Annotated in this window: 13 protein-coding genes and 1 pseudogene; 2 read left to right on the top strand and 12 right to left on the bottom strand. The window is 49.4% G+C overall.

Annotation, left to right across the window (positions count from 1 at the left end):
* Positions 1-378, top strand: a 378-nt coding sequence (locus KME12_26080; GenBank protein MBW4491239.1) for an ISKra4 family transposase, incomplete at its 5' end; no start/stop codon positions are given.
* Between the two features lie 37 nt (positions 379-415).
* Here the strand turns inward: KME12_26080 and KME12_26085 are convergent.
* The 8 genes and pseudogenes from KME12_26085 to KME12_26120 form a co-directional block, all read right to left on the bottom strand.
* Positions 416-1,744: a hypothetical protein gene (locus KME12_26085; protein MBW4491240.1), complete on the bottom strand. Its 1,329-nt coding sequence runs from the start codon at positions 1,742-1,744 to the stop codon at positions 416-418.
* Positions 1,745-3,313, bottom strand: a complete 1,569-nt coding sequence (locus KME12_26090; protein MBW4491241.1) for a caspase family protein — start codon at positions 3,311-3,313, stop codon at positions 1,745-1,747.
* 9 nt (positions 3,314-3,322) lie between these two features.
* Positions 3,323-6,994: a caspase family protein gene (locus tag KME12_26095; GenBank protein ID MBW4491242.1), complete on the bottom strand. Its 3,672-nt coding sequence runs from the start codon at positions 6,992-6,994 to the stop codon at positions 3,323-3,325.
* 61 nt (positions 6,995-7,055) lie between these two features.
* Positions 7,056-7,244, bottom strand: coding sequence for a peptidoglycan-binding protein (locus tag KME12_26100; GenBank protein MBW4491243.1), 189 nt, complete (start codon positions 7,242-7,244; stop codon positions 7,056-7,058).
* Between the two features lie 413 nt (positions 7,245-7,657).
* Positions 7,658-10,021 (bottom strand): phosphatidylinositol-specific phospholipase C domain-containing protein, encoded by a 2,364-nt coding sequence (locus KME12_26105; protein ID MBW4491244.1) that lies wholly within the window; start codon positions 10,019-10,021, stop codon positions 7,658-7,660.
* A gap of 461 nt (positions 10,022-10,482) precedes the next feature.
* Positions 10,483-10,839, bottom strand: coding sequence for a hypothetical protein (locus KME12_26110; GenBank protein MBW4491245.1), 357 nt, complete (start codon positions 10,837-10,839; stop codon positions 10,483-10,485).
* Positions 10,840-11,052: 213 nt separating this feature from the next.
* Complete coding sequence (locus tag KME12_26115; protein ID MBW4491246.1) at positions 11,053-12,135, bottom strand: CHAT domain-containing protein; 1,083 nt, start codon at positions 12,133-12,135, stop codon at positions 11,053-11,055.
* Positions 12,136-12,140: 5 nt separating this feature from the next.
* Positions 12,141-13,291 (bottom strand): annotated as a pseudogene (locus tag KME12_26120) (ISAs1 family transposase).
* Between the two features lie 414 nt (positions 13,292-13,705).
* Here KME12_26120 and KME12_26125 point away from each other — a divergent pair.
* A protein-coding gene (locus tag KME12_26125) for an IS630 family transposase (protein ID MBW4491247.1) occupies positions 13,706-14,823 on the top strand; the annotation gives its coding sequence in 2 pieces (ribosomal slippage) (positions 13,706-14,117 and positions 14,117-14,823; 1,119 coding nt in all).
* On the opposite strand, the gene KME12_26130 is transcribed toward KME12_26125, so the two are convergent.
* The 4 genes from KME12_26130 to KME12_26145 all read right to left on the bottom strand — a co-directional run.
* A complete protein-coding gene (locus tag KME12_26130) occupies positions 14,799-15,236 on the bottom strand; it encodes a tetratricopeptide repeat protein (GenBank protein MBW4491248.1) in 438 nt (145 codons plus the stop codon). The genes KME12_26125 and KME12_26130 overlap by 25 nt on opposite strands.
* 62 nt (positions 15,237-15,298) lie before the next feature.
* A complete protein-coding gene (locus KME12_26135) occupies positions 15,299-16,015 on the bottom strand; it encodes a DUF928 domain-containing protein (GenBank protein ID MBW4491249.1) in 717 nt (238 codons plus the stop codon).
* 100 nt (positions 16,016-16,115) lie between these two features.
* Positions 16,116-17,990, bottom strand: a complete 1,875-nt coding sequence (locus KME12_26140) for a CHASE2 domain-containing protein (protein MBW4491250.1) — start codon at positions 17,988-17,990, stop codon at positions 16,116-16,118.
* Positions 17,991-18,064: 74 nt separating this feature from the next.
* On the bottom strand, positions 18,065-18,498 hold a 434-nt coding region (locus KME12_26145; GenBank protein MBW4491251.1), incomplete at its 5' end, for a DNA-binding response regulator.

Below are 18,498 nucleotides of genomic sequence, written 5' to 3' on the forward strand. Positions count from 1 at the left end.
GTGCAACGCTTAGAGATTCTAGACTGGTACCACCTGACGGAAAATTTGGGTAAGGTCGGCGGGTCACAGCAGCGGCTCGATAAGGTAGAGGCCTGTCTCTGGCAAGGCGATGTTGAGGGAGCCGTTAGGCTATTTGATGATTGGACCCATGAGCGGGTCGAGCGATTTGTGGCTTACTTGACCAAGCATCGACACCGCATCGTGAACTATGCCTACTACCAAGCCGAGGGCATCTCCATTGGCTCTGGCGAGATTGAGTCAAGGGTCAAGCAAATCGGGCGACGGGTGAAGATTTCGGGGGCTCAGTGGGACGAAGATAACGTGCAGCAAGTGCTGCGACAACGGTGTGCTTATCTCAATGGCTACTTCTCAAACTGAGTCTTGCAAGACTGGGATGCACCCAATATTGCTGCTGTCATTTGTTAAACCTAAAGTTTCTTAAAACAACATATACCTCTCCATTAAAATTTTCATCACCAGGGACAGTGTTCTGGATAGATACATTGTTAGAGTAGGCTTGCCAAACCTCTAAAGGAAAGTTAAATACACTTCCAACTATGACAATTCCTATATCTGATTGCTCAGGAAGAGTGTATTCTCCAGATCTCCAACTGTCCACAGCACTGTTATGAACTTTACCTTGAGAATCCGTAGTGTTTCCTTCACAAGTATATTCAAGTGCAGATCTAAATCTTACATAGTACACCCCTGGTTCTTTTGGTGCAGTGAAAGTGAAATTGCTTCCACTTTCACTCTTTTCTCCTTGGTCAAAAAGCTGCCCAACATCTATGCAGTCCGGTATACCTGTAGTTTTACTTCCTCTATCTTCTGAGAAGCCCATCACGATTTGATTAAATACACTCGAATAACCTCTTGCAGTATTAGGAGTATATAGGTATCTGTAATCTGTAGTTCCGCTAATCTTTTGCTCAGGAGAAGTGAATATGACATTTGGTTTGTTTGCCAAGTTAGACCAAATTGTCCACATGAATGTTGCTGCGGATGCAACAAATGCTGTGACGACTAGTAACACAGTGATCCCAGTGCCCCAACGCAAACGGGTATTCTTGTGTTTTTGTTTAATGCTTTGTTGCACAAACTCAATTTCTAATTGGTTTAACCAATTGTTCGTCTGAGAACTATTTACCTCTTCCAACACACTCAAATAGGGGTCAGCATTCCAAAGAAACCTTGCTTGTTGCTGACTTTTCCACTCTATAGCAGCAGGAGTTAAACGGCGCTGCAATCTTAAGTTTTTCTCCTCTTCTACCCAACTTAGAAACCTTTTCCAGCCCCGCACTAAAGCATTATGGGCTGGTTCCACATAAGAATTACCCTCTGCATCTTTTCCTTTCACTAGTAATCGCGCTTCGATAAAACGCTTAATGACCTGTTCAGCTAGATCATTTTTCTCTGCGGAGTATCTTAGTTCCTCTACCGGAACTCGTCTGCGTACTAATTCACCCCCACCAATAGCAATCATTCGCAGCATCACATGGCGGATAATCTGAGCATAAGCTGGATCTTTTCCAACTAACGACTCGTATTCCTCATCGGCTTTTTGAGTTAGTGATTGGATAACTCCTCCCAAATCTTGATAATCTGCTTGGGTGAGTGCCCGATCGATTGCTACACCTCTATTCTGTGCATCCCACTGCCGCCTCAGATACTTAAGATAAAGTTCGCTCAAGGCAAAAGAAAGCAGGGGTAATGCTCCCGGCATATTGTCCACTTCATCAATCAATTATTCTACAAGTTCGTGAGGCTGAAAATGCATCACTCGTGCTTCGGCAGGTTTCTCGATCGCCTCGCGCAGTTCTCCTCGGGTCATTGCCGGAACAATAAACCGTTCGCTCTGCCACCGTTTTCTTAGCTCTGTGTGTCCCGACTGATTAGAAGCTTCAATAAATTTCAAGCTTCTATCTCTAATTTGGGGTTCAAAGTCAGACCGCAAGCTCAACACAACTCGCAACCGCTGTTGATGGGCATCGATCGCGATCAGAATTTGTTGAAAGAATGCTTGGCGTTCCGTTTCATCAGAGCAAAGCGTAATGATTTCTTCGCTCTGATCGATAAAGATGAGTAGCTTGGAATTCGGATTTCCTTCCATCCAAACTGCAATGCTTTGAGCCAGCGTTTTGTGTGGGTTTTGCAACTCGATCGCTGCTAATTGAGCCGCAACAAGGGCATTATTCAACGCTTGAAGCGGAGTTTCTCCAGGGCGAATTGATGGTAAAATCCACCATTTCTCATGAGTTTTGTGCGCGTCTTTTAATTTGGGGATTAATCCACCTTTGACTAGACTGGACTTTCCTGAACCCGAAGCACCCAGAACAACTGTAAGAGGATGAATTTTGACAAAATTGTGTAGCTTTTCGATCAGTTCGCTTCTACCAAAAAATAGCTCACTGTGATTTTCTTCAAACGGTTCCAAACCACGATAAGGATTTCTGGAGGCATCTAGTGGAGGTGCGGGCGGCAAATTGAATTCGTGTCCAGGCGTGAGGAAAATATACTCGCCTTTGTCATGCTTTTTGAGCGGCCAAATTCCCGGCGTTTGGCGGTGGCGATCGATCGTTGCCAGTTCAACGCGATCGCGCAGATACAAATACAGTTCAGTTGCGGTCACAATACCGTCACCGAAGGGTTTTCCCGGTTCGGTCGGTAGATTTCGATCGGCAGCACCAGCCAGGGCATCAATTAGAGCCATAGCAAACGGTGAATGCTCGCCCGGTTGTCCGCGATTAGCGTCGAGTACAAAGGCATCTGAAGCTTTCTGATCAGAGGCGGCAGAAGTGATAACTTGCCATGCCGGATTTTGAATGAAGCGATCGTAACGTTCCTGATGAATAACCTCAGGCGTCGTGATCAGATCTCGCAGACTGCCCCAGCGGAAAGCTCCGGCAAAACAGCAATCAAGAATGCCTAAAAAGTGACGGCAAGGTAGATTTTCAAGTGCCGTTTGTAAGCGCGTCATTGGCAAATAACTTTGGATATTTCCCTTCTGGGCATCGCATGGAATTAAATATCCGGCAGGGCCGTCTTCACCATTCAGGGCAATACCATGACCTGCAAAATAAAATAACAGGCGATCGTTTGCTGTCACCTGTTGCGGCAGCGTGACTTCAAGCAAGTGACAGAGATTCTTAAATGTCGCGACTTCATCTAGACAAATCCAGACTTGATAGTCGTGTTGTGTTCGCAAGGTTTCGACAAGCTTCTTGGCATCATTTACGGCATTTTGTAATGCGGGAATGCCATGTTCGTAGCTGTTAATGCCAATCACGATCGCCAGATTTCTATCAAAACTCATGATGCACTCCTAAAATTTTAAGAATTTGAATTTAATCATGCTCAGCTTTTGCGGTCTGTATTCGCCGGATTGATTCGGCTGATTGTTACGATCGATAGCCGGATTGAATTCTTGCCACAGCCAAATTCCCGCGATCGCACTCAAAACGGTGACTAAAACTAAAGGTAACCAGGACAAACGGGTAGCCGGAGAAGATAGTGCAGCGGGTAGTTTAATTGAACTGGTTACGGGTGGGGGAGTCGGACGAGGGATTGCCGCCAATTCACTGTTAGCAACGACTTCCGCCAAGATTCGTAAGCCTGCCGGATCGGTAAAATAAACCAGATGGTTACAAGCGACATCGACAACTTGCGGCTGAGGCGATCGATCGTGGGGAACGTTCTTGATGCTATGCACTGTCACGGCAATGTCGTTTGGCGCACCCAAAAAGGGAAACTCGATCGCGCCTTTGACCAGTTTGGCAAGCAGTGCCTGGATGCGATTTTCAGTAGTGCGGTCGGGCGGCTGGATGATCGAAGTGTTGCCCGCGACGATCGTGTACGGAACGCCCGGATCGGCGGCATCTTTGAGCGTCGTCAGAAATTCTGATCCGGGTTTCATCTGGTCGAGGTTGATGTCGATCGCTTCGCTCGCCGCCACCAAACTGCCCAGCACCTTGATCGGCAGCGCGACAGTAGACAAGCTGTTAATGCCGATTCCCAATGCGGCAATTGCCCAGTCCTGCACGGTTGCCCAGGGCGATCCGGCGTTGGGTGTGCCCAGCATGATCAAATGCTGCACGACGCGATCACCACCTTTTTGCTCGATGAAGCTGCGCGAAACTAAGCCACCCATCGAATGCGCGATGATGTGTAGCGTTTTGCTGTGATTGGCACTTAGACCCACTTTGGCAAGGCGATCGCGCAACTGCTCAGCGATCGTGCCGATCGCGGTGTTCAAATTTTCGTAGTCGAAGGTGAGGAAGAGGTCATAAATTTGTGTTAGAGCGATCGAGCCACCTTTACCATCGGGCACGATTTGCCGTACACAGGGCACAATGCTTTGCGTATCGCCGATGATACCGTGAATGAATATCGCGATGTTATTAGCTGCTGCGATGCGCTGCTTGACCGTTACAGGATCGGCTTCATAGGCGATCGAGCCGTCATCATTGACCGTCACAGCCGCCAAAATTGGGTAGGGAAATTCGAGGCCGAGCTTTTCGCTGACGACTTTTTGAAAGAAGATGCGAATCGAGCCGCCTAAACTTTTCTTCTTGTCGCTGATTGAACTGGGGAGGCGATCGAGCCGAATTTCAGTTTTGCCGTTTTGGGCTTGTCCGCGTCCGAGCGGCAGAAAAAACTCGCCATCATAAGCCACAGGCAGAATGTATTCATCTGCGGCCAGCGGTTTATCGACAATCAGTCTGAGAGGTTGAGCGGGCGTGACAGTGGCGATCGAGGCAGCATCGGACTCCTTGATCTGCAACTCCAAAGCGCTCAAGCCCGGATCAACGCCGCGACTCGTTGTGAATTGGAACGGCTGCGTATCATCCCGCAAAATCGGTGGCAGAACGTGACTGCCAACATCACGAGTCGCCTGCAAGATTGTTGTCAGCCGCGCATCGGCCTGTAAACTAGAATGAGGCAGAACGACAACGCCTGTGCCTAGATTAGTCGGTTGAGTAGCCTGAAGCGGCTGCGTGTCTTTGGGGCGAACGGTAACGATCGCAATCTGGCTCGTTAACCACTCATCGATTTCCTCCGCTTCGATGACGGCAAAATCTCTCATGGTGGCCTGCGCCATCAGGCGGTTGAGCGTACTGCGGGAGCTGGTTAAGCTGCGCGTCGTCGGGCGCGGATTGCCCAGCTTCGGCTGAATCAGCAGTGTTGGGTCAAATTCTGCGGTGCTGGCGATCAGCTTGAGGATGTCTTGATATTCGGTAACGCCCTGAGCCAAAAGGCGATCGGGGATGCTCAGCGCGATCGGACGGCGATCGAACGCCCAAACCGCTTGCCCTGCCTCAAGCCAGATACCGCCATTTGTGTTGGGAAACAGCGGCGCACTGATCGAGTATTCCTCAGTCAAATCGAGCAGGGTGCAGTAGAGGCGGCGATCGCTGACATTCTCAAGCTGCAAGTAGAAAGCTGGTTTTTTCCACTTGCCTTGCTCTAATTCATATTCCAGCCGCAGTGGGGCTTCTTTGAGTTCGAGCGAGCCTGATGCATCTTGGTAAAACCGCAGCTTGATTACATCTGGCGGCAGCGAACCCGTAGCCAGATTTTGCAGTTCAACGATCGATGTCCAGCGAGCGATATGCTCTAGATTCTGCACAACTTTACGGGCGTTGTGGCTGTAGCCCACAAGCTGCTCGACGAGGGGGCGATCGTCTGTCGGTTTGGTAATCAGCAATTCGTCGCCTCGCGCCAACAGCCGATACTGTGCCTCCTGTCGCGTTTCTACTCGCCGCACATACAGCGAAGGCTTGCCGCCCGACGCAATTTGCATCTCCTGCTGGACGAGATCGATCGCACCTGCATCGCCCTCAAAGTAAACGCCAAAGACGGGAAGCGGCAAGCTCACAATCATGGCATTCAGCACGGTATCGCACGTAAAGCGTTCTCCGCCCTGCGTGAATTTCACAATGCTTTGATGCGGTAGCACTTCAATGACTTCCGCTTGAGCGATTGCCTGATCGATCTGTCGCATCTGTTCGGACGGGCTACCTTGCGGATAGAGCGCTAGCCGCACCGGATCGTCGATCGAGTGTGGAATGCCATGTACCGCGCCTGCATCGATCGCCCAGCAATCGCGCTCATACGAGAGCGTGAAATAAGGCTGACGAGGTGCGATCGCCGCTGCATCGTTGAAAAACGGCAGATCGAGGTCTTCAGCCTGCGACACTTCAATCTGTGGCGTTTGAGTTTTGATGCGGCTGCGAACGAGGGCGCTCGATCGCTTGAATAGTTCGCGATAGGTCAGCGTCCCGTTTGCTTTTTGCAGTGTATCCAGCAGAAAGTAAGAGAACGCCCCGCGTGGCTGATTGTCGCCACTGTATTCGCTTGCGAGTTCTTGGTCTTGGCAACCTGCTAGGACAATTCGCCGTCCCTGTGGAAGGTTCCAGCCGCTTGCACCACCTTCAGCAAGCGCAATCGATTCGAGTTCTTGCAGCGAAAAGATAAAGTCTTGAACGGTTCTGGCGCGGCGGTCGGCAGGTGTGTGGCGCACTTTTTGCCCAGCATCACGAGTGCCCGATCCCGAATGGCAGCAATCAAGGACAATCACAAAATGCGGATCGTTTTTAGCCGCTTGAGCAATTAGATAGGCTAGCTCTTTATCAGCCAAATCCCAATCGCTGGTACGGCTATCCCAACACACCAATGTTTCATCCATGCGATCGAGTTCAAGATGCCAAAACTCTCGCGGTGCAGGTTCTTGAGATCCATGCCCGCTGTAATAAAACAGTGCGACATCTTCATGAGTGGCCTGACCCAAATGCTGCTGAAATTTTGCAATGACAGCTTTACGAGTGGCCTGTTCATTCAGCAATTTTTCCACGTGAAGCTGATACTGATTGTGGTCTAATCGTTCTTCAAGATAAGTGGCGATCGCATTAATGTCATTGACACAGCCCTCAAGCGGTCGCACTGAACCTGCATACTGATCGATTCCAACTAGTAGTGCATAAACATGACGTACCATCGCTGCCTCCGGTAATAAAAAGTAGAAGTCAAAGTACGTTGCAATTGCGAACACCTCAACTTCAAGCGGCCATCAAATCTTCAATCGATCGACATTCGAGCTTTTCTAGTGTTTTAGCTCCCACACCATCAACCATCAAGCCATTTTGCTGTTGAAACGCTTTCACAACCGCTTCTGTATCTGTACCAAAGATGCCGGCTGCTCTGAGATTAAACTTCGCCTTAATCAGCGCTTCTTGAACGAATTTCACTCACTCTCGTGCATGATAAATATTTTCCCTAATTCGACAAATTCGCTCGCTCTAGCTCAAACTGATTGCCAATCAAATATTTGAAGATGCTTCGTTGGCAATCAGTTTGAAGCCGGTCTTGAAAATAGATTTAAATAGCTCTATACCGTACGTTCCGCCATTGACTTGGCAGCGATCGCTCAAGGTTTGCCTGTGTCTATCGAGAACTATTTGAACTCGTGCGATCGCCTTCAAAAAATTTACTTGTAACTAATCCGGTGATTGGCGATGAATCGGAGCATGAAAGGCTCTTCGTCTCGTCAAGAAGCATGACTCATTACTGGAAATTTACAGGTGGGAATTTTGTAGGGTGGTTACGCTAACGCTTTCTCTGCACTCAATACTGGTTAGAGTTTAACCTAACCGTATTGCGTCTACTGCTGTAGAAAGTTGACCTTTATAATCCGGTCAACCATGTCGGTTTTACCGTTGTCGTCAGGGAAATCTGTCACGATTGTGCCTAGCCGAACCTGAGAGAGAGACTTATCATCAACGTAAGCAGAGACGCGATGATTGATTCGACCAGCGACAGCATTAGGATATGCAAAAGCAGAAGCCCCACTTGTAAAATTGATAAACCAAGTATCGCTTGCATCAGATTTGGCTTCGTCAAGCAAGCTTTTGATTGCGTTCCATTTACGATCAATATCCCCTGCTAGAATGGTAGGAACTTTATAGGCATCTTGTACCCTTAAACGAACTTTGTCGTTTTTATTCTCGAATGTTGTGTTATCTGGCCAATATGAAGCATCTATGCCTTTAGTTCCAGTACGATCGACGCGATCGTCTAATCCAAAACGTCGCAGTAAAACAATTTTTCCACGAACATCTTTAAGGGTAGGAATCGTATTTTCCAAATACCAAAAACCCTTGCTGGTACCTTGTAAATACGAATCAAAAGTAGCCTCGTATGAGCGCGTGACACCTTCTCCCTCTGTGTGTTCATTTTTCACAGACATCACAATACATTCGTTTTGATTTGCAGTTAAAAAAGCTGTGCATACCTTAAGTACATCATCAAAATTTAAGTGTAGGTAAACTCGATCGTGATGTATAGCAAAGGCATTTTCAATATGTCTGCACCGGATATCAAGAAACCTGATTCCAGCGTTTAACTGCTCTTCCAATGTTAAACGCTGAGTTCTAGTAATAGGAGTTGCTAGCTCTCCATTCTTTAAAGTGTATGTACAACTATCGTGTGTACCGGGAATTGTCAGTTCTGAAAGTTTTTTGCTATCTGGGATGCTTGCCATCCAAGTTTTAGGCAACCAGTCTTTTGGTAGTGGCAGTTCCGCTGGTTTTGCTTGCTTGGGTGGATTCCCGGAGTTTTGATAGAGTGCTTTGACGATACTCTTCCCATTTTCCCAAACATCATTTGTCAGTTCCCAAATGATCACACCCTGCGCGCCTACACTCTTTAAGAAATTTAACTTATCAGTAGCAGTTTTGGGCGTTTCAAAGTAGATATTGTGAGCGTAAGGGTAAGTTCCAGGCGCAGAGATAAACGGAGGTCTGGGTGTAGTTCCCGCTACCTTGATGTTGGCATTGGCTGCTGTATCAGCATCCGGAAATTGGCTGAGGATATCTTTATAACGGATGACCTTATAGCCCGGAGGAACTTGATCGCTCAAATCATCTGGTTCTTTGCCGTAGGCAAAATCATAGCCGTAAATAGGCACTCCTGCGGCAATTTTGTTTCTCTTGAGGTTTTGTCCTGTTCCCTGCCAGTTGGTAAAGAAGGGATTTGTCCAATACCAGAGCGAGTCTTCCACCGAAAGAATGGGATTGTCTGACAGGGGATCGGTCGCATTCCCAGAACTCTTGCGATTGGCGGGCCATTCTCCCTGCTGCTCTTCTGCATACTCCTCTTGCTTGCGAATCTTCAGTAGAGCAGTTTGCGAACCGACCGGCGATTGATTCCAAGAGCCAGTCAAGTCATAGGTCATGATGCCGAGCCACTCCACATACTCAGCCAATCTTGGGTCGTAGCAATTGCCGTACCAGGAGGTGGCAAACAGCGCGGCTGAAATGATTTTGTCCGGCATTGCCTGCTTCAATTGTTTGGCAAATTCCGTCAACCCTTTGCCTGCTGGATGCGCTCCATCACTCTTGAGTCTGCCGCCCTGATCTTTACTCGCATCGTTGTTTTCATCCCACCAGCATTCCAAATCCAGATCTACCCCATCCAGATCGTTGGATTTAACAAAATCAACGACATTTTTGACTGCTTTTTCCAGTGCGGGATCGGTAGGATTGTTGCCAATCCGTTCCATCAGGTTAAGGAAGCCATAGTCCATTGCACCGCCAAGGGCGATCGAGATCTTGGTGTCACATCGATGTCCAGTCAGCACAACATCTCGGAGAACAGCTTTGACATCATTGACTGATTTTGATTCAAACTCACCCAAATTGTTCCGATCAAACATGAGAAACGAGATAATTCCATGCGTAATGTTGAGATACATCTCTTCATTGTCATAGTTAAATCCTTCTTTCTTTCGCCAGGTTGGAATGTAGCCAATGATTCTAGCGGGTGTAGTTGCAGGGCTAGATGTAACATCATACAGTTCATCATACAATCGCCACCCGTTCTCGTTGGGATCGCCTTCCCCTGGTTTTGAAGCCCAGAAGTTAGCAATAAAGACATTGCCTTCGTATTTCACCATTGAGCCGGTTTGATATCCTTCAGGCTTTTCCACCCAGTCAGGAACGTGTGAATAGTCTTGAGAGAATCCCATGATTGAACTCCTTTCGTTAGATGTGAATGCGTTAGATGTGAATGGGGTGTAGAGTATAGACTAAACAATTAGCTGTTCTCCACGGCCATAAATTGCTATGGAACTTTATAGATGAATTACTTGAATATTTAGACAGGTCAGAGCAGAATGCCTCATTTGGGCAAAAGCAGATTTCGTTTTTGCCATGCATTACATTGGATAGCCGGTGCTCGTTTTCTGAAGTGTAATAAGTTCCAACGCTCAACTTCCTTTAGATTTTTACGAGGAGCAAACAGTTTCATAGACCAATCCTCAAGTTATGGAAAGTCCAAGTGAATCAAGAGAGCGTTTGATGCTCGGCGATCGCTTTTTAGTCTAGGTGTTAGGAGTGGAAGCCTCCAGGGGGTTATCGGCAAACTTCGTTTGTGGGAAAGCGCAATCTGAAGGGTAGTTGGCGGTTACTTTGTGCAAAGGGAGAAGTATCAATTTTGAAGCAAGTACTCTGCCTGAGGTTGATCAGAATGGGGTGACTGAAGCAAATCCTCGATATCGGGAATTACCACAAATTGCACAGGCTGCTCAAAGGAGGCGTTGGTGACGGTGGCTTGGAGGCTCTCAGCTTCTGATAGCGTAGTCAGGAGGCGATCGCCTGTCAGTGGTACCAGAGTCTCAGCAGCGCTCGTCCATTCATACTGTTCTGGCTGTTGGAAAGGGTGATTGGTGGGTAGGGGCTGGGCTTGAGAGCGAGCAGCGGAAGCGAGAAGGAGAGAGAGTAAGGCAGAGGCCGTTAGAGCGAGGGATAAGGAGATGGGGCGGAGATGAGTGAGTGAACTCAGCATTTGTGTACCTTTAGGATTCAGGATATGTCGAAGGGCTGCTAACCAGCTTTGAGTCCCAGCTTAGGTAAAACGGGTTGTGACTTCATCGGGTCTAGCCACAAATTTGAGCCACTTAAGGATGCAAAGAGAGATTGCGGAAAGGTGCAATTCAAGGAGACGACACAGCCTGGATAGCACTGCTAGTTTGACGTTGAGGACGATTGCTGACAGGTTCTATTCGGCTTCTCCAATCAGGGTGAAAGCGGCCCAATCTCTGGGTTGAGGATGAGTTTCCATCATGCTGAGCATGGCCTGTCGGAGGGCTTGTGCTTTGTTAGGGTTCTTTTGGAGGTTCTTGTAAAACGCGGCCATTAACTCAGCTGTAGGAGCATCAGGGACTGCCCAGAGAGAAACCAAAACACTGGTTACCCCTGCGGCAATCAAGGAGCAGGATAAGCCTATCACCCCATCCCCTGTGACTTTGTCTCGTGCGGTGTTGCAGGCGATCAAAACAACTAGCTCTGCTTGTAGTTGCAGGTCGAGGATTTCGGCGGCAGTGAGCAAACCATCATCTGTGCGAGAAGGAGTGAGGGCGATCGCACTCTCTAGTCCTTGAACGTCATCCAGTAGACCATGCGTTGCCAAGTGAATCAGACGAGCTTGGGGCATTTTTTCTACAATTGCCGTCTCAGTTCCCTCTACTCCTGTAATAGCTTTGGTGTTTAGGAGAGTGGCGATCGCTTCTGCTTCTACTTGAGCACCAGGGAGCGGAGACAACGGTTGCTTAGGCTCTCCGGGAGAAAAGGAGACGCTGGGCATGGTGGAATTGCCCAGGACTAATGCTTCACCGCTGTTACTTTTTTGCCGACTCGCTAATCGATCTCGCTGCTGCCGAGTTAAAGCTAACACTTGAATGGAAGGAGCTGTCAAAATCGTATGTTTTTGAATGAGGTAATCACTCTTGACATCGTGGAGGGCAGGAAAAGGCACTTGGAACAGTGGCCCTTGAGGGATGAAAATGACGTGGGCGTTAGGGTCTTGAGGGAGCAATTCAGCGATCGGATCAATCAGCACTTGATGCAGCGTTGGTAGATCGGGCTGAGGGGGTGCAGTAAAAGGTGGTGGGTTAAAAGTGAGACCTTGACGGCTACGAACAGCGAGAAATTCCTGGTGCCCCACAATCAAACTTGCTAAAGAATAGTCGTGTTGTTGCCAGAGCGGTTTAAGGTCTACTTGTCGGAACCTAATCTTACCGTTAGGCTGAATCACCCAGATGTAGAGGGTAGATTCATGAGACTTTTGCCAGGGCAAACGCATGAAAATTATTGAGCCAGGATTCTGACAAGGTAAGCATCATCCCAGCCTGCCTTTTTGCGTTTGGCTGAGATGCCCACTTGGGTGGATTTGTCCTGACCTAAGAGATTGAGGGCAATCTGGCGCAGCAAGCTCATATTCTGGGGAGCGTGGTCTTTGCGAATTCGACAGCTATCCTCATGAAAAGAGACATCAAGCACCCAGTGCAGCCCATTCTCAATCGTCCAATGGCTCCGAATGGCTGCATTGATCACTGCTGCATCCTGGCTGAGGCTGCTCAAGTAGTAGCGCCGCTCTGTGCTGACTTTGCCATTGAGACGGCGTTCACTCTCAACCATCGCTACCGTTTGCAAACCCTTCCAGTGATTCTTTTGCACCAGGTAGTCCAACTCGGAGCCAGAGAGCGTGTAACAGCGTCGAACCTCAATGCGTCCGTGTCCTTTGTCGAGCGATCGAGCCACATCATGCTCGACATCCTGAAACTGGATAGATTGGGCTTGTTCAAAGAGCCACTGCACATCCTCGAACAAGGTCGGCTGATTGTCTTTGAGGGCGAGCACGTAATCAGCACCCTGGTCAATAATGGCCGCAGCAATCTCTCTTTGGCAACCCATCGCATCAATCGTGACAATACACCCAGCAATGGCCAGCACTTCTAGTAGTTCGGGAATGGCACGAATCTCATTCGATTTCTCCTGGACTTTGCGTTGTCCCAACACCAGTCGGTTCTGACTGGCCCAAGCACTAACCATGTGAATGGCTCCTTTGCCACTGCTGTCGTAAGAACCACGAACGGTTTTGCCGTCAATGGCAATGATTTCCCCTTGCGTCAACTGGCTAATCGCCCCAATCCACTGGATGAAACATTGCTGCATCTGCTCTGGCTCCAGTCGGGCAAACAAGCGAGCACTAGCTTGCTTCCCGAAGGGTAGGTATCGTGAGTCGGAATACCATTGGGCAGGCTCAGAAAGGTTTGCAGCCAAGTGACTTTGGCTCGTCCATACTCCTCGATGTCTGGCCAACCTTCGGCTCCGCTGATGACAGCACAAATCGCAATGGTAATGATGTCAAGCAACAAATGCTCTTTGCCGCGTTCGTCTCGTGGGTCTTCCAGGCTGGCAAAATGAGTCAGAAGGCTAGCATCGTTCGGCAGAACCATTGCAGTTACCTGAGTGGCTTGTGACTGCCTTTAGCCTACCCCCTATTTTTTATGCGTTTGCCCTGAGACTTTTGCCCCTGAACAGAGAAGTCATCATGAATGATGGAATACTGCACTAAAGGGCTCTTGCTCGACCTCGCTCAGCAATCTCTAAAGCTGCTTCTAATTTATTCTGGGCAATCAAAACTTGCTGTAAGATTCCATAAGTTCTCACTTGTGTATCAAAGAGAAAAACCTTGTTCTCATCGGTCAAACCAGCTCGCAGGGATTCCCATATTTTTATTGTTGCAGTTAGAGTTTCCTCAGCACTAATGAGATTTCCTGTTTTAAACAGTATGGTACCTAGTAGTTCACCACGGTGGTTTTGACAAGTAAAGAGGACTCAGGGACACTGGTAAAAAACTAGAATCTCTCATGCCAGAAAAATACGTCGTTGACCTCACATCTGAAGAGCGTCAGTCTCTGCTTCAACTCACTCATCACAATCATCTTTCCAGCAGAAGGTTTAAGCGTGCCCAAATTCTTCTGTTAGCCGATGAAGGACATCGAGATGAAACCATTGCCCAAATGCTCTACGTAGGAGAATCTACTGTTCATCGGACGCGGCAAAAGTTTGTGGCTGGGGGAGTTGATTTTGCTTTGACGGAATCTCCTCGACCCGGAGGCAAACGGAAGCTCGATGGCAGAGCTGAAGCCTTTTTAGTGGCAACCACTTGTAGTGACCCACCTGACGGTCGGACCGAATGGACCATGCAGTTGTTAGCGGACCGTTTAGTCGAGATGGAGTTGGTGGCACAAATTTCGGATGAAACGGTCCGTCGGACTCTGAAAAAAATGAGCTCAAGCCCTGGCTGAAGGAGCAGTGGTGTATCGGCGAAGTCAATGCCGATTTTGTGTGGCGCATGGAAGGAGTGCTGGACTTGTATGCTCAGCCCTACGACCCTCAAGAACCTGTGGTCTGTTTCGATGAGCGTCCGGTGCAATTAGTCCGTGAAACTCGTATGCCACTGCCACCGGAACCGGGCAAACTCCAACGTTATGACTATGAATACAAACGAGAAGGGACTTGCAACTTGTTTGCCTTCTTCCAACCTTTATTGGCTTGGCGGCACGTTAAAGTGACCCAACAGCGCACTGCTGAAGACTTTGCGTTGTGTATGCAGTACTTGGTGGATGTCCTCTTCCCTGATGCGGGACTGATTCATCTGGTACTTGATAACCTCAACACCCATACTCCAGCCGCACTATACCGGACGTTTTCACCTCAAGAGGCACTTCGTATTCTCTCCAAGCTTCAGTTTCACTACACCCCCAAACATGGAAGTTGGCTGAATATGGTTGAGTTAGAGTTTTCGGTGCTCTCTCGTCAATGTCTCAAGCGCCGCATCCCAAGTATCATCGAACTGCAACAAGAGATAGAGGCATGGGAGCGAGAACGTAATCAGAACCAAGCAACGGTGAATTGGCGCTTTTCTACCGTGGATGCTCGTAGCAAATTCAAGCGTCTCTATCCCACTCCTAGCCTGTCATAATCATCGTGGCGGACTACTAGGTGATGTAGGGTTAAACCTTCCCCACTCCGATCGCGCACTTGCTGGAAAATCGGTAGCGCTTGCTCGTAGTACTCAATGGCTCTCTGGTACTGAGAGAGAAAACCATAAGCACCCCCCAGATTATTTAGTGCATCAGCCTCTCCATTGCGATCTGAGGCGGCGCGATAGATTGCCAATGCTTGCTGCCAAGATTTGATTGCTTCCTGATATTGGCTCTTTCCATATTGCTGAAACCCCTGCTGTAACAAGCGGTTTGCTTCTGCATCGCGGGATTCCAGAGTTTGTGCTAAAGCTGAGAGAGAGCTGAAGGGAAGAAGGGGAAGAGGCAATAGTAGCCCCGCAGGAAAGAAAGCTAGGAGCGAGACTAAGAGGGCAATTTGTTGGGGGCGCATAAGCTGAAGAGTGGAATCAGGCCATCGTACCTTAGCAAGCAGGGGGCGGGGAAAGGTTGGCATTATTGGGTCTGCGGTGTAGATCGAGTAGCTCCTGGTTGCAGGAGGCGATCGCTCCATTGCTTGAGGATTTGAGCTTCCGTGGCGGAGAGAGAATTGAGTAAATCTAAGAGGATGGGTTGGTTCTCAGGAGTGCCGACATTTTTTAGGGCAACAGCTAGGGCGTCATACCAGAGGCCGTTCTCTGCGTAGAAATTCGCGCGTTTTTGGGCATTGGGTTCTGCCGTCAGTTGCCGCTCCAACTCTGGGCTGGGCTGCACGACTTGCATCGCCGCACTGACCGCCACTGGAGCAGAGCAATCGCACTGCATCATCACCTGCCAAATATAGCCGCCCGGTGCTAGCTCCGGTTGCTCGGCGGGTAGCGAGAACTGCATCACCCCCGGTTGGCTTTGCATCTGCGTCTTATACAGCGGTTGCCCATTGAGGCGGAATAAGTGAAACTCTAGCGGGTAAGACTCGCGATCGGGTACATACCAGGCAAATGTGGGTCGCTTTGCGGTCGTCAGTCCCATATGGCTGTAAGGCACCAAAGCTGCCAATTGCCCCGGCGCATCGCCTCTGGTGATCGTCGTACTGGTGGTTCTAGGGGCCGAAGCTTTTTTCGGGGGCACATACTGCGCCAGCGCCACAGGTGCCAAAGTTAGCCAGAAACCGAGCCCTAAACCTACCAACCGTTGCGATCGCTGGAGTAGAGACAGTGGAAATTGTTGAGTCATTCCTCGATCCTCCCTATTTTGTGTCTTACGATAGGCTAAATGCGGTCAATCCACTAGGGCCTTGTCCACGATCGAGGTTTGCGGGAAAGTGCAATCCCCTTTAGCGGCGGAACCAACGCTTTTGTCGGGGCCAACTCAGTTCACACACTGTGCCCTTAAGCTGATGGGGGTAGCGCCGAAAGGTTCCTCCTAACTGCTTTGCTAGGTTTTGCGCCAACTGCGTGCCCATCCCAAAACTGGAGAATTTGAGCTTGAGGCTGGGAAGTTTCAGGGACAGCGGTTGTGCCTTCGCCGCTGCCACCACTCCGGCAATTCCGTTGCCGTTATCGGTCACGCGGATTACCTGCTGCTGGCCTTCCTGCTGACAAATCACTGTTAATCGCGTCGCTCCCACCGCATACTTACCCACATTGCACAAAGCTTCTTCCAGGAAGCGACAGAGGGCTCGCTTGTGTTCTAGGCGTAGATGCTGCGTGTCTAAAGGCTCAAATTGCACAATCTTGAACTTAATGTCGCGGAAATGGGGGAAGTCCCGCTCCAGGCTGCTGGTATAGACCTTGTACAGCAGTTCATGTAAGGGGGCTTGCAGGGCAAACTCGATTTCCCCACCCACACGCAAATTTCCCGCTTCATCAAACACCTTGCGCTGAGCAGAACCAAAAATGGCATAGATTTCCTGCTTCATCCGCTGCAAATCTGCCAGCAAAGGAGAAGGATGATCTTTAGCCTGTTCTTCCCGCAACACTTGACTGAGAATTTGCAACGGTTGACTGTGAATGGCATCAAAGATTTGTTGAATCACAAACTGCCGCTCTTCCAAGCGCGATCGCAGGTCTTGTTCATGCCGATAGAACAAAGCCGCCGTCAACCCCGCACCATTCAACACCAGTCCCAACAGCGCGGGCACCAGGGGAATCCACCAACCTAACAGAATCGCTCCATAACTCAGGCCAATTAAGCTGCCACTCGCAACTGCTAGCGCTAAGAGGAGTCGTCCCGGCGATCGCAACCAGCGCCCCAAACTAATCCCCACCACGCCCCAGCCGACAATCCACAGATACTCCCAGCCCTCAGCCCAAACTTGCAACAAAGGGCGACCCTCCAACACAGCACTGGTAATCTGGCTAATGGCATGAGCTTGCATCTCCACGCCATAGATGCGTCCCGGATTGATGCCCGCGATTGCCCCAGAACTCGCCAAATCCTTGGCACTAAAAGACATCACCCCAATCAGTACAATCTTTCCCCGTAGCCATTTAGGATCGACTTGCCCCGATTGAATCTGAGCCAACGAGAGGACTCGAAACGGCTGTGGCCCGCTGCGCACATTCAGTAAGATTTGATTGCCCCCTGCATCCCCTCTGACATAGCCTCCGGTATTGGGTCGAACCCGGGTCAGTTCCACGGAGTCAAAGCGCATCGCTTCGGGATCGCGCACACCATTGTTTAGTTCAATGCCTTGGGTCGCCAGATATGCTTCTGCCAACCGGATTGTGAAGGAGAAATGATAGTCTTCTTGGCGATCGTGTGTTCCCAGGAGGCTGCGCCGTTGATAGCCATCTGCATCGAGCACCACATCCGCAAACCCGACTTGTTCGAGTGGTAACACTGGGGGAGGAGCCACGGTAAAGCCACTGCGATCTGGGAGGGCAATTTCAGCACCAATCACGTTGGTTTGGCTGCGAAAGATAGAGGCTAAAGCAACATGCCCTGGTTCTACGGGGAGATCTCGCACAATATCTAAACCAATCACCGCAGGCTGATAGGTTTGCAACTGGTTAATTAGCTCTGCAATCACACCATCGGGAATCGGATACGTTTTCGCGCGTTGGATGTCGGCTTCTGTAATGCCCACAATCACAATTCGCTCATCGGTTGCTTCGGGCAGTCGCGATCGCAGCAGTTGGTCCAGCGCCACCAGTTCTAAAAACTGCAATCCTCCCGTGAGCCGAGCCAGGATGATTCCTACAATCACCAGCAACCCGGGCAGCGCACTTCTCCGCCAGATTTTGCTCTCTGTTTTCAAGTTTTGCCAAAGTCGGTAGCTCACTAGTCAATCAGCCCTACTTCTCTCGCTCGCAATTCCGTTTGAATCCGCAGATTCTTGTCATCGTCGGGATAGACTTCCAAGACATCGCGAATTTTGCTCCAGTAGTACTGCACCGTGCGCTCGGAGATGTTCATCCGTTTCGCGATCGCTGTATCCTGAAGTCCCTCTTGAAAAGCCAACTGCAACACTTCTAGCCACTTCGCATTCAGTTGCAGTCCGTTGCGGATCTCCCTGGGTGTGTAGGTACGCTCCCGCAGCGACCAATCCACCATCTGCAACAGTTCCTTCATCGGTAAACTTTTATCAACGATGGTAAAGCCGCCCTGATGATTGTCGATCGCGGGCTTGAGCCACACCAGCGTGCGAATGTGAGCACTTTGCACCACTATGTTTTGGGTGGGATAACGCTCCATCAACGCCTTGAGGAGTTGCA

This window comes from Trichocoleus desertorum ATA4-8-CV12 (genome assembly GCA_019358975.1).
GTDB lineage: Bacteria > Cyanobacteriota > Cyanobacteriia > FACHB-46 > FACHB-46 > Trichocoleus > Trichocoleus desertorum_A.

What these genes read in the sequence shown, in the direction of transcription:
- KME12_26105 (MBW4491244.1), bottom strand. Translation starts at nt 10,021, where the DNA reads ATGGGATTCTCTCAAGACTATTCACACGTTCCTGACTGGGTGGAAAAG.
- KME12_26135 (MBW4491249.1), bottom strand. Translation starts at nt 16,015, where the DNA reads ATGACTCAACAATTTCCACTGTCTCTACTCCAGCGATCGCAACGGTTG.
- KME12_26115 (MBW4491246.1), bottom strand. Translation starts at nt 12,135, where the DNA reads ATGCGTTTGCCCTGGCAAAAGTCTCATGAATCTACCCTCTACATCTGG.
- KME12_26110 (MBW4491245.1), bottom strand. Translation starts at nt 10,839, where the DNA reads ATGCTGAGTTCACTCACTCATCTCCGCCCCATCTCCTTATCCCTCGCT.
- KME12_26090 (MBW4491241.1), bottom strand. Translation starts at nt 3,313, where the DNA reads ATGAGTTTTGATAGAAATCTGGCGATCGTGATTGGCATTAACAGCTAC.
- KME12_26130 (MBW4491248.1), bottom strand. Translation starts at nt 15,236, where the DNA reads ATGCGCCCCCAACAAATTGCCCTCTTAGTCTCGCTCCTAGCTTTCTTT.
- KME12_26095 (MBW4491242.1), bottom strand. Translation starts at nt 6,994, where the DNA reads ATGGTACGTCATGTTTATGCACTACTAGTTGGAATCGATCAGTATGCA.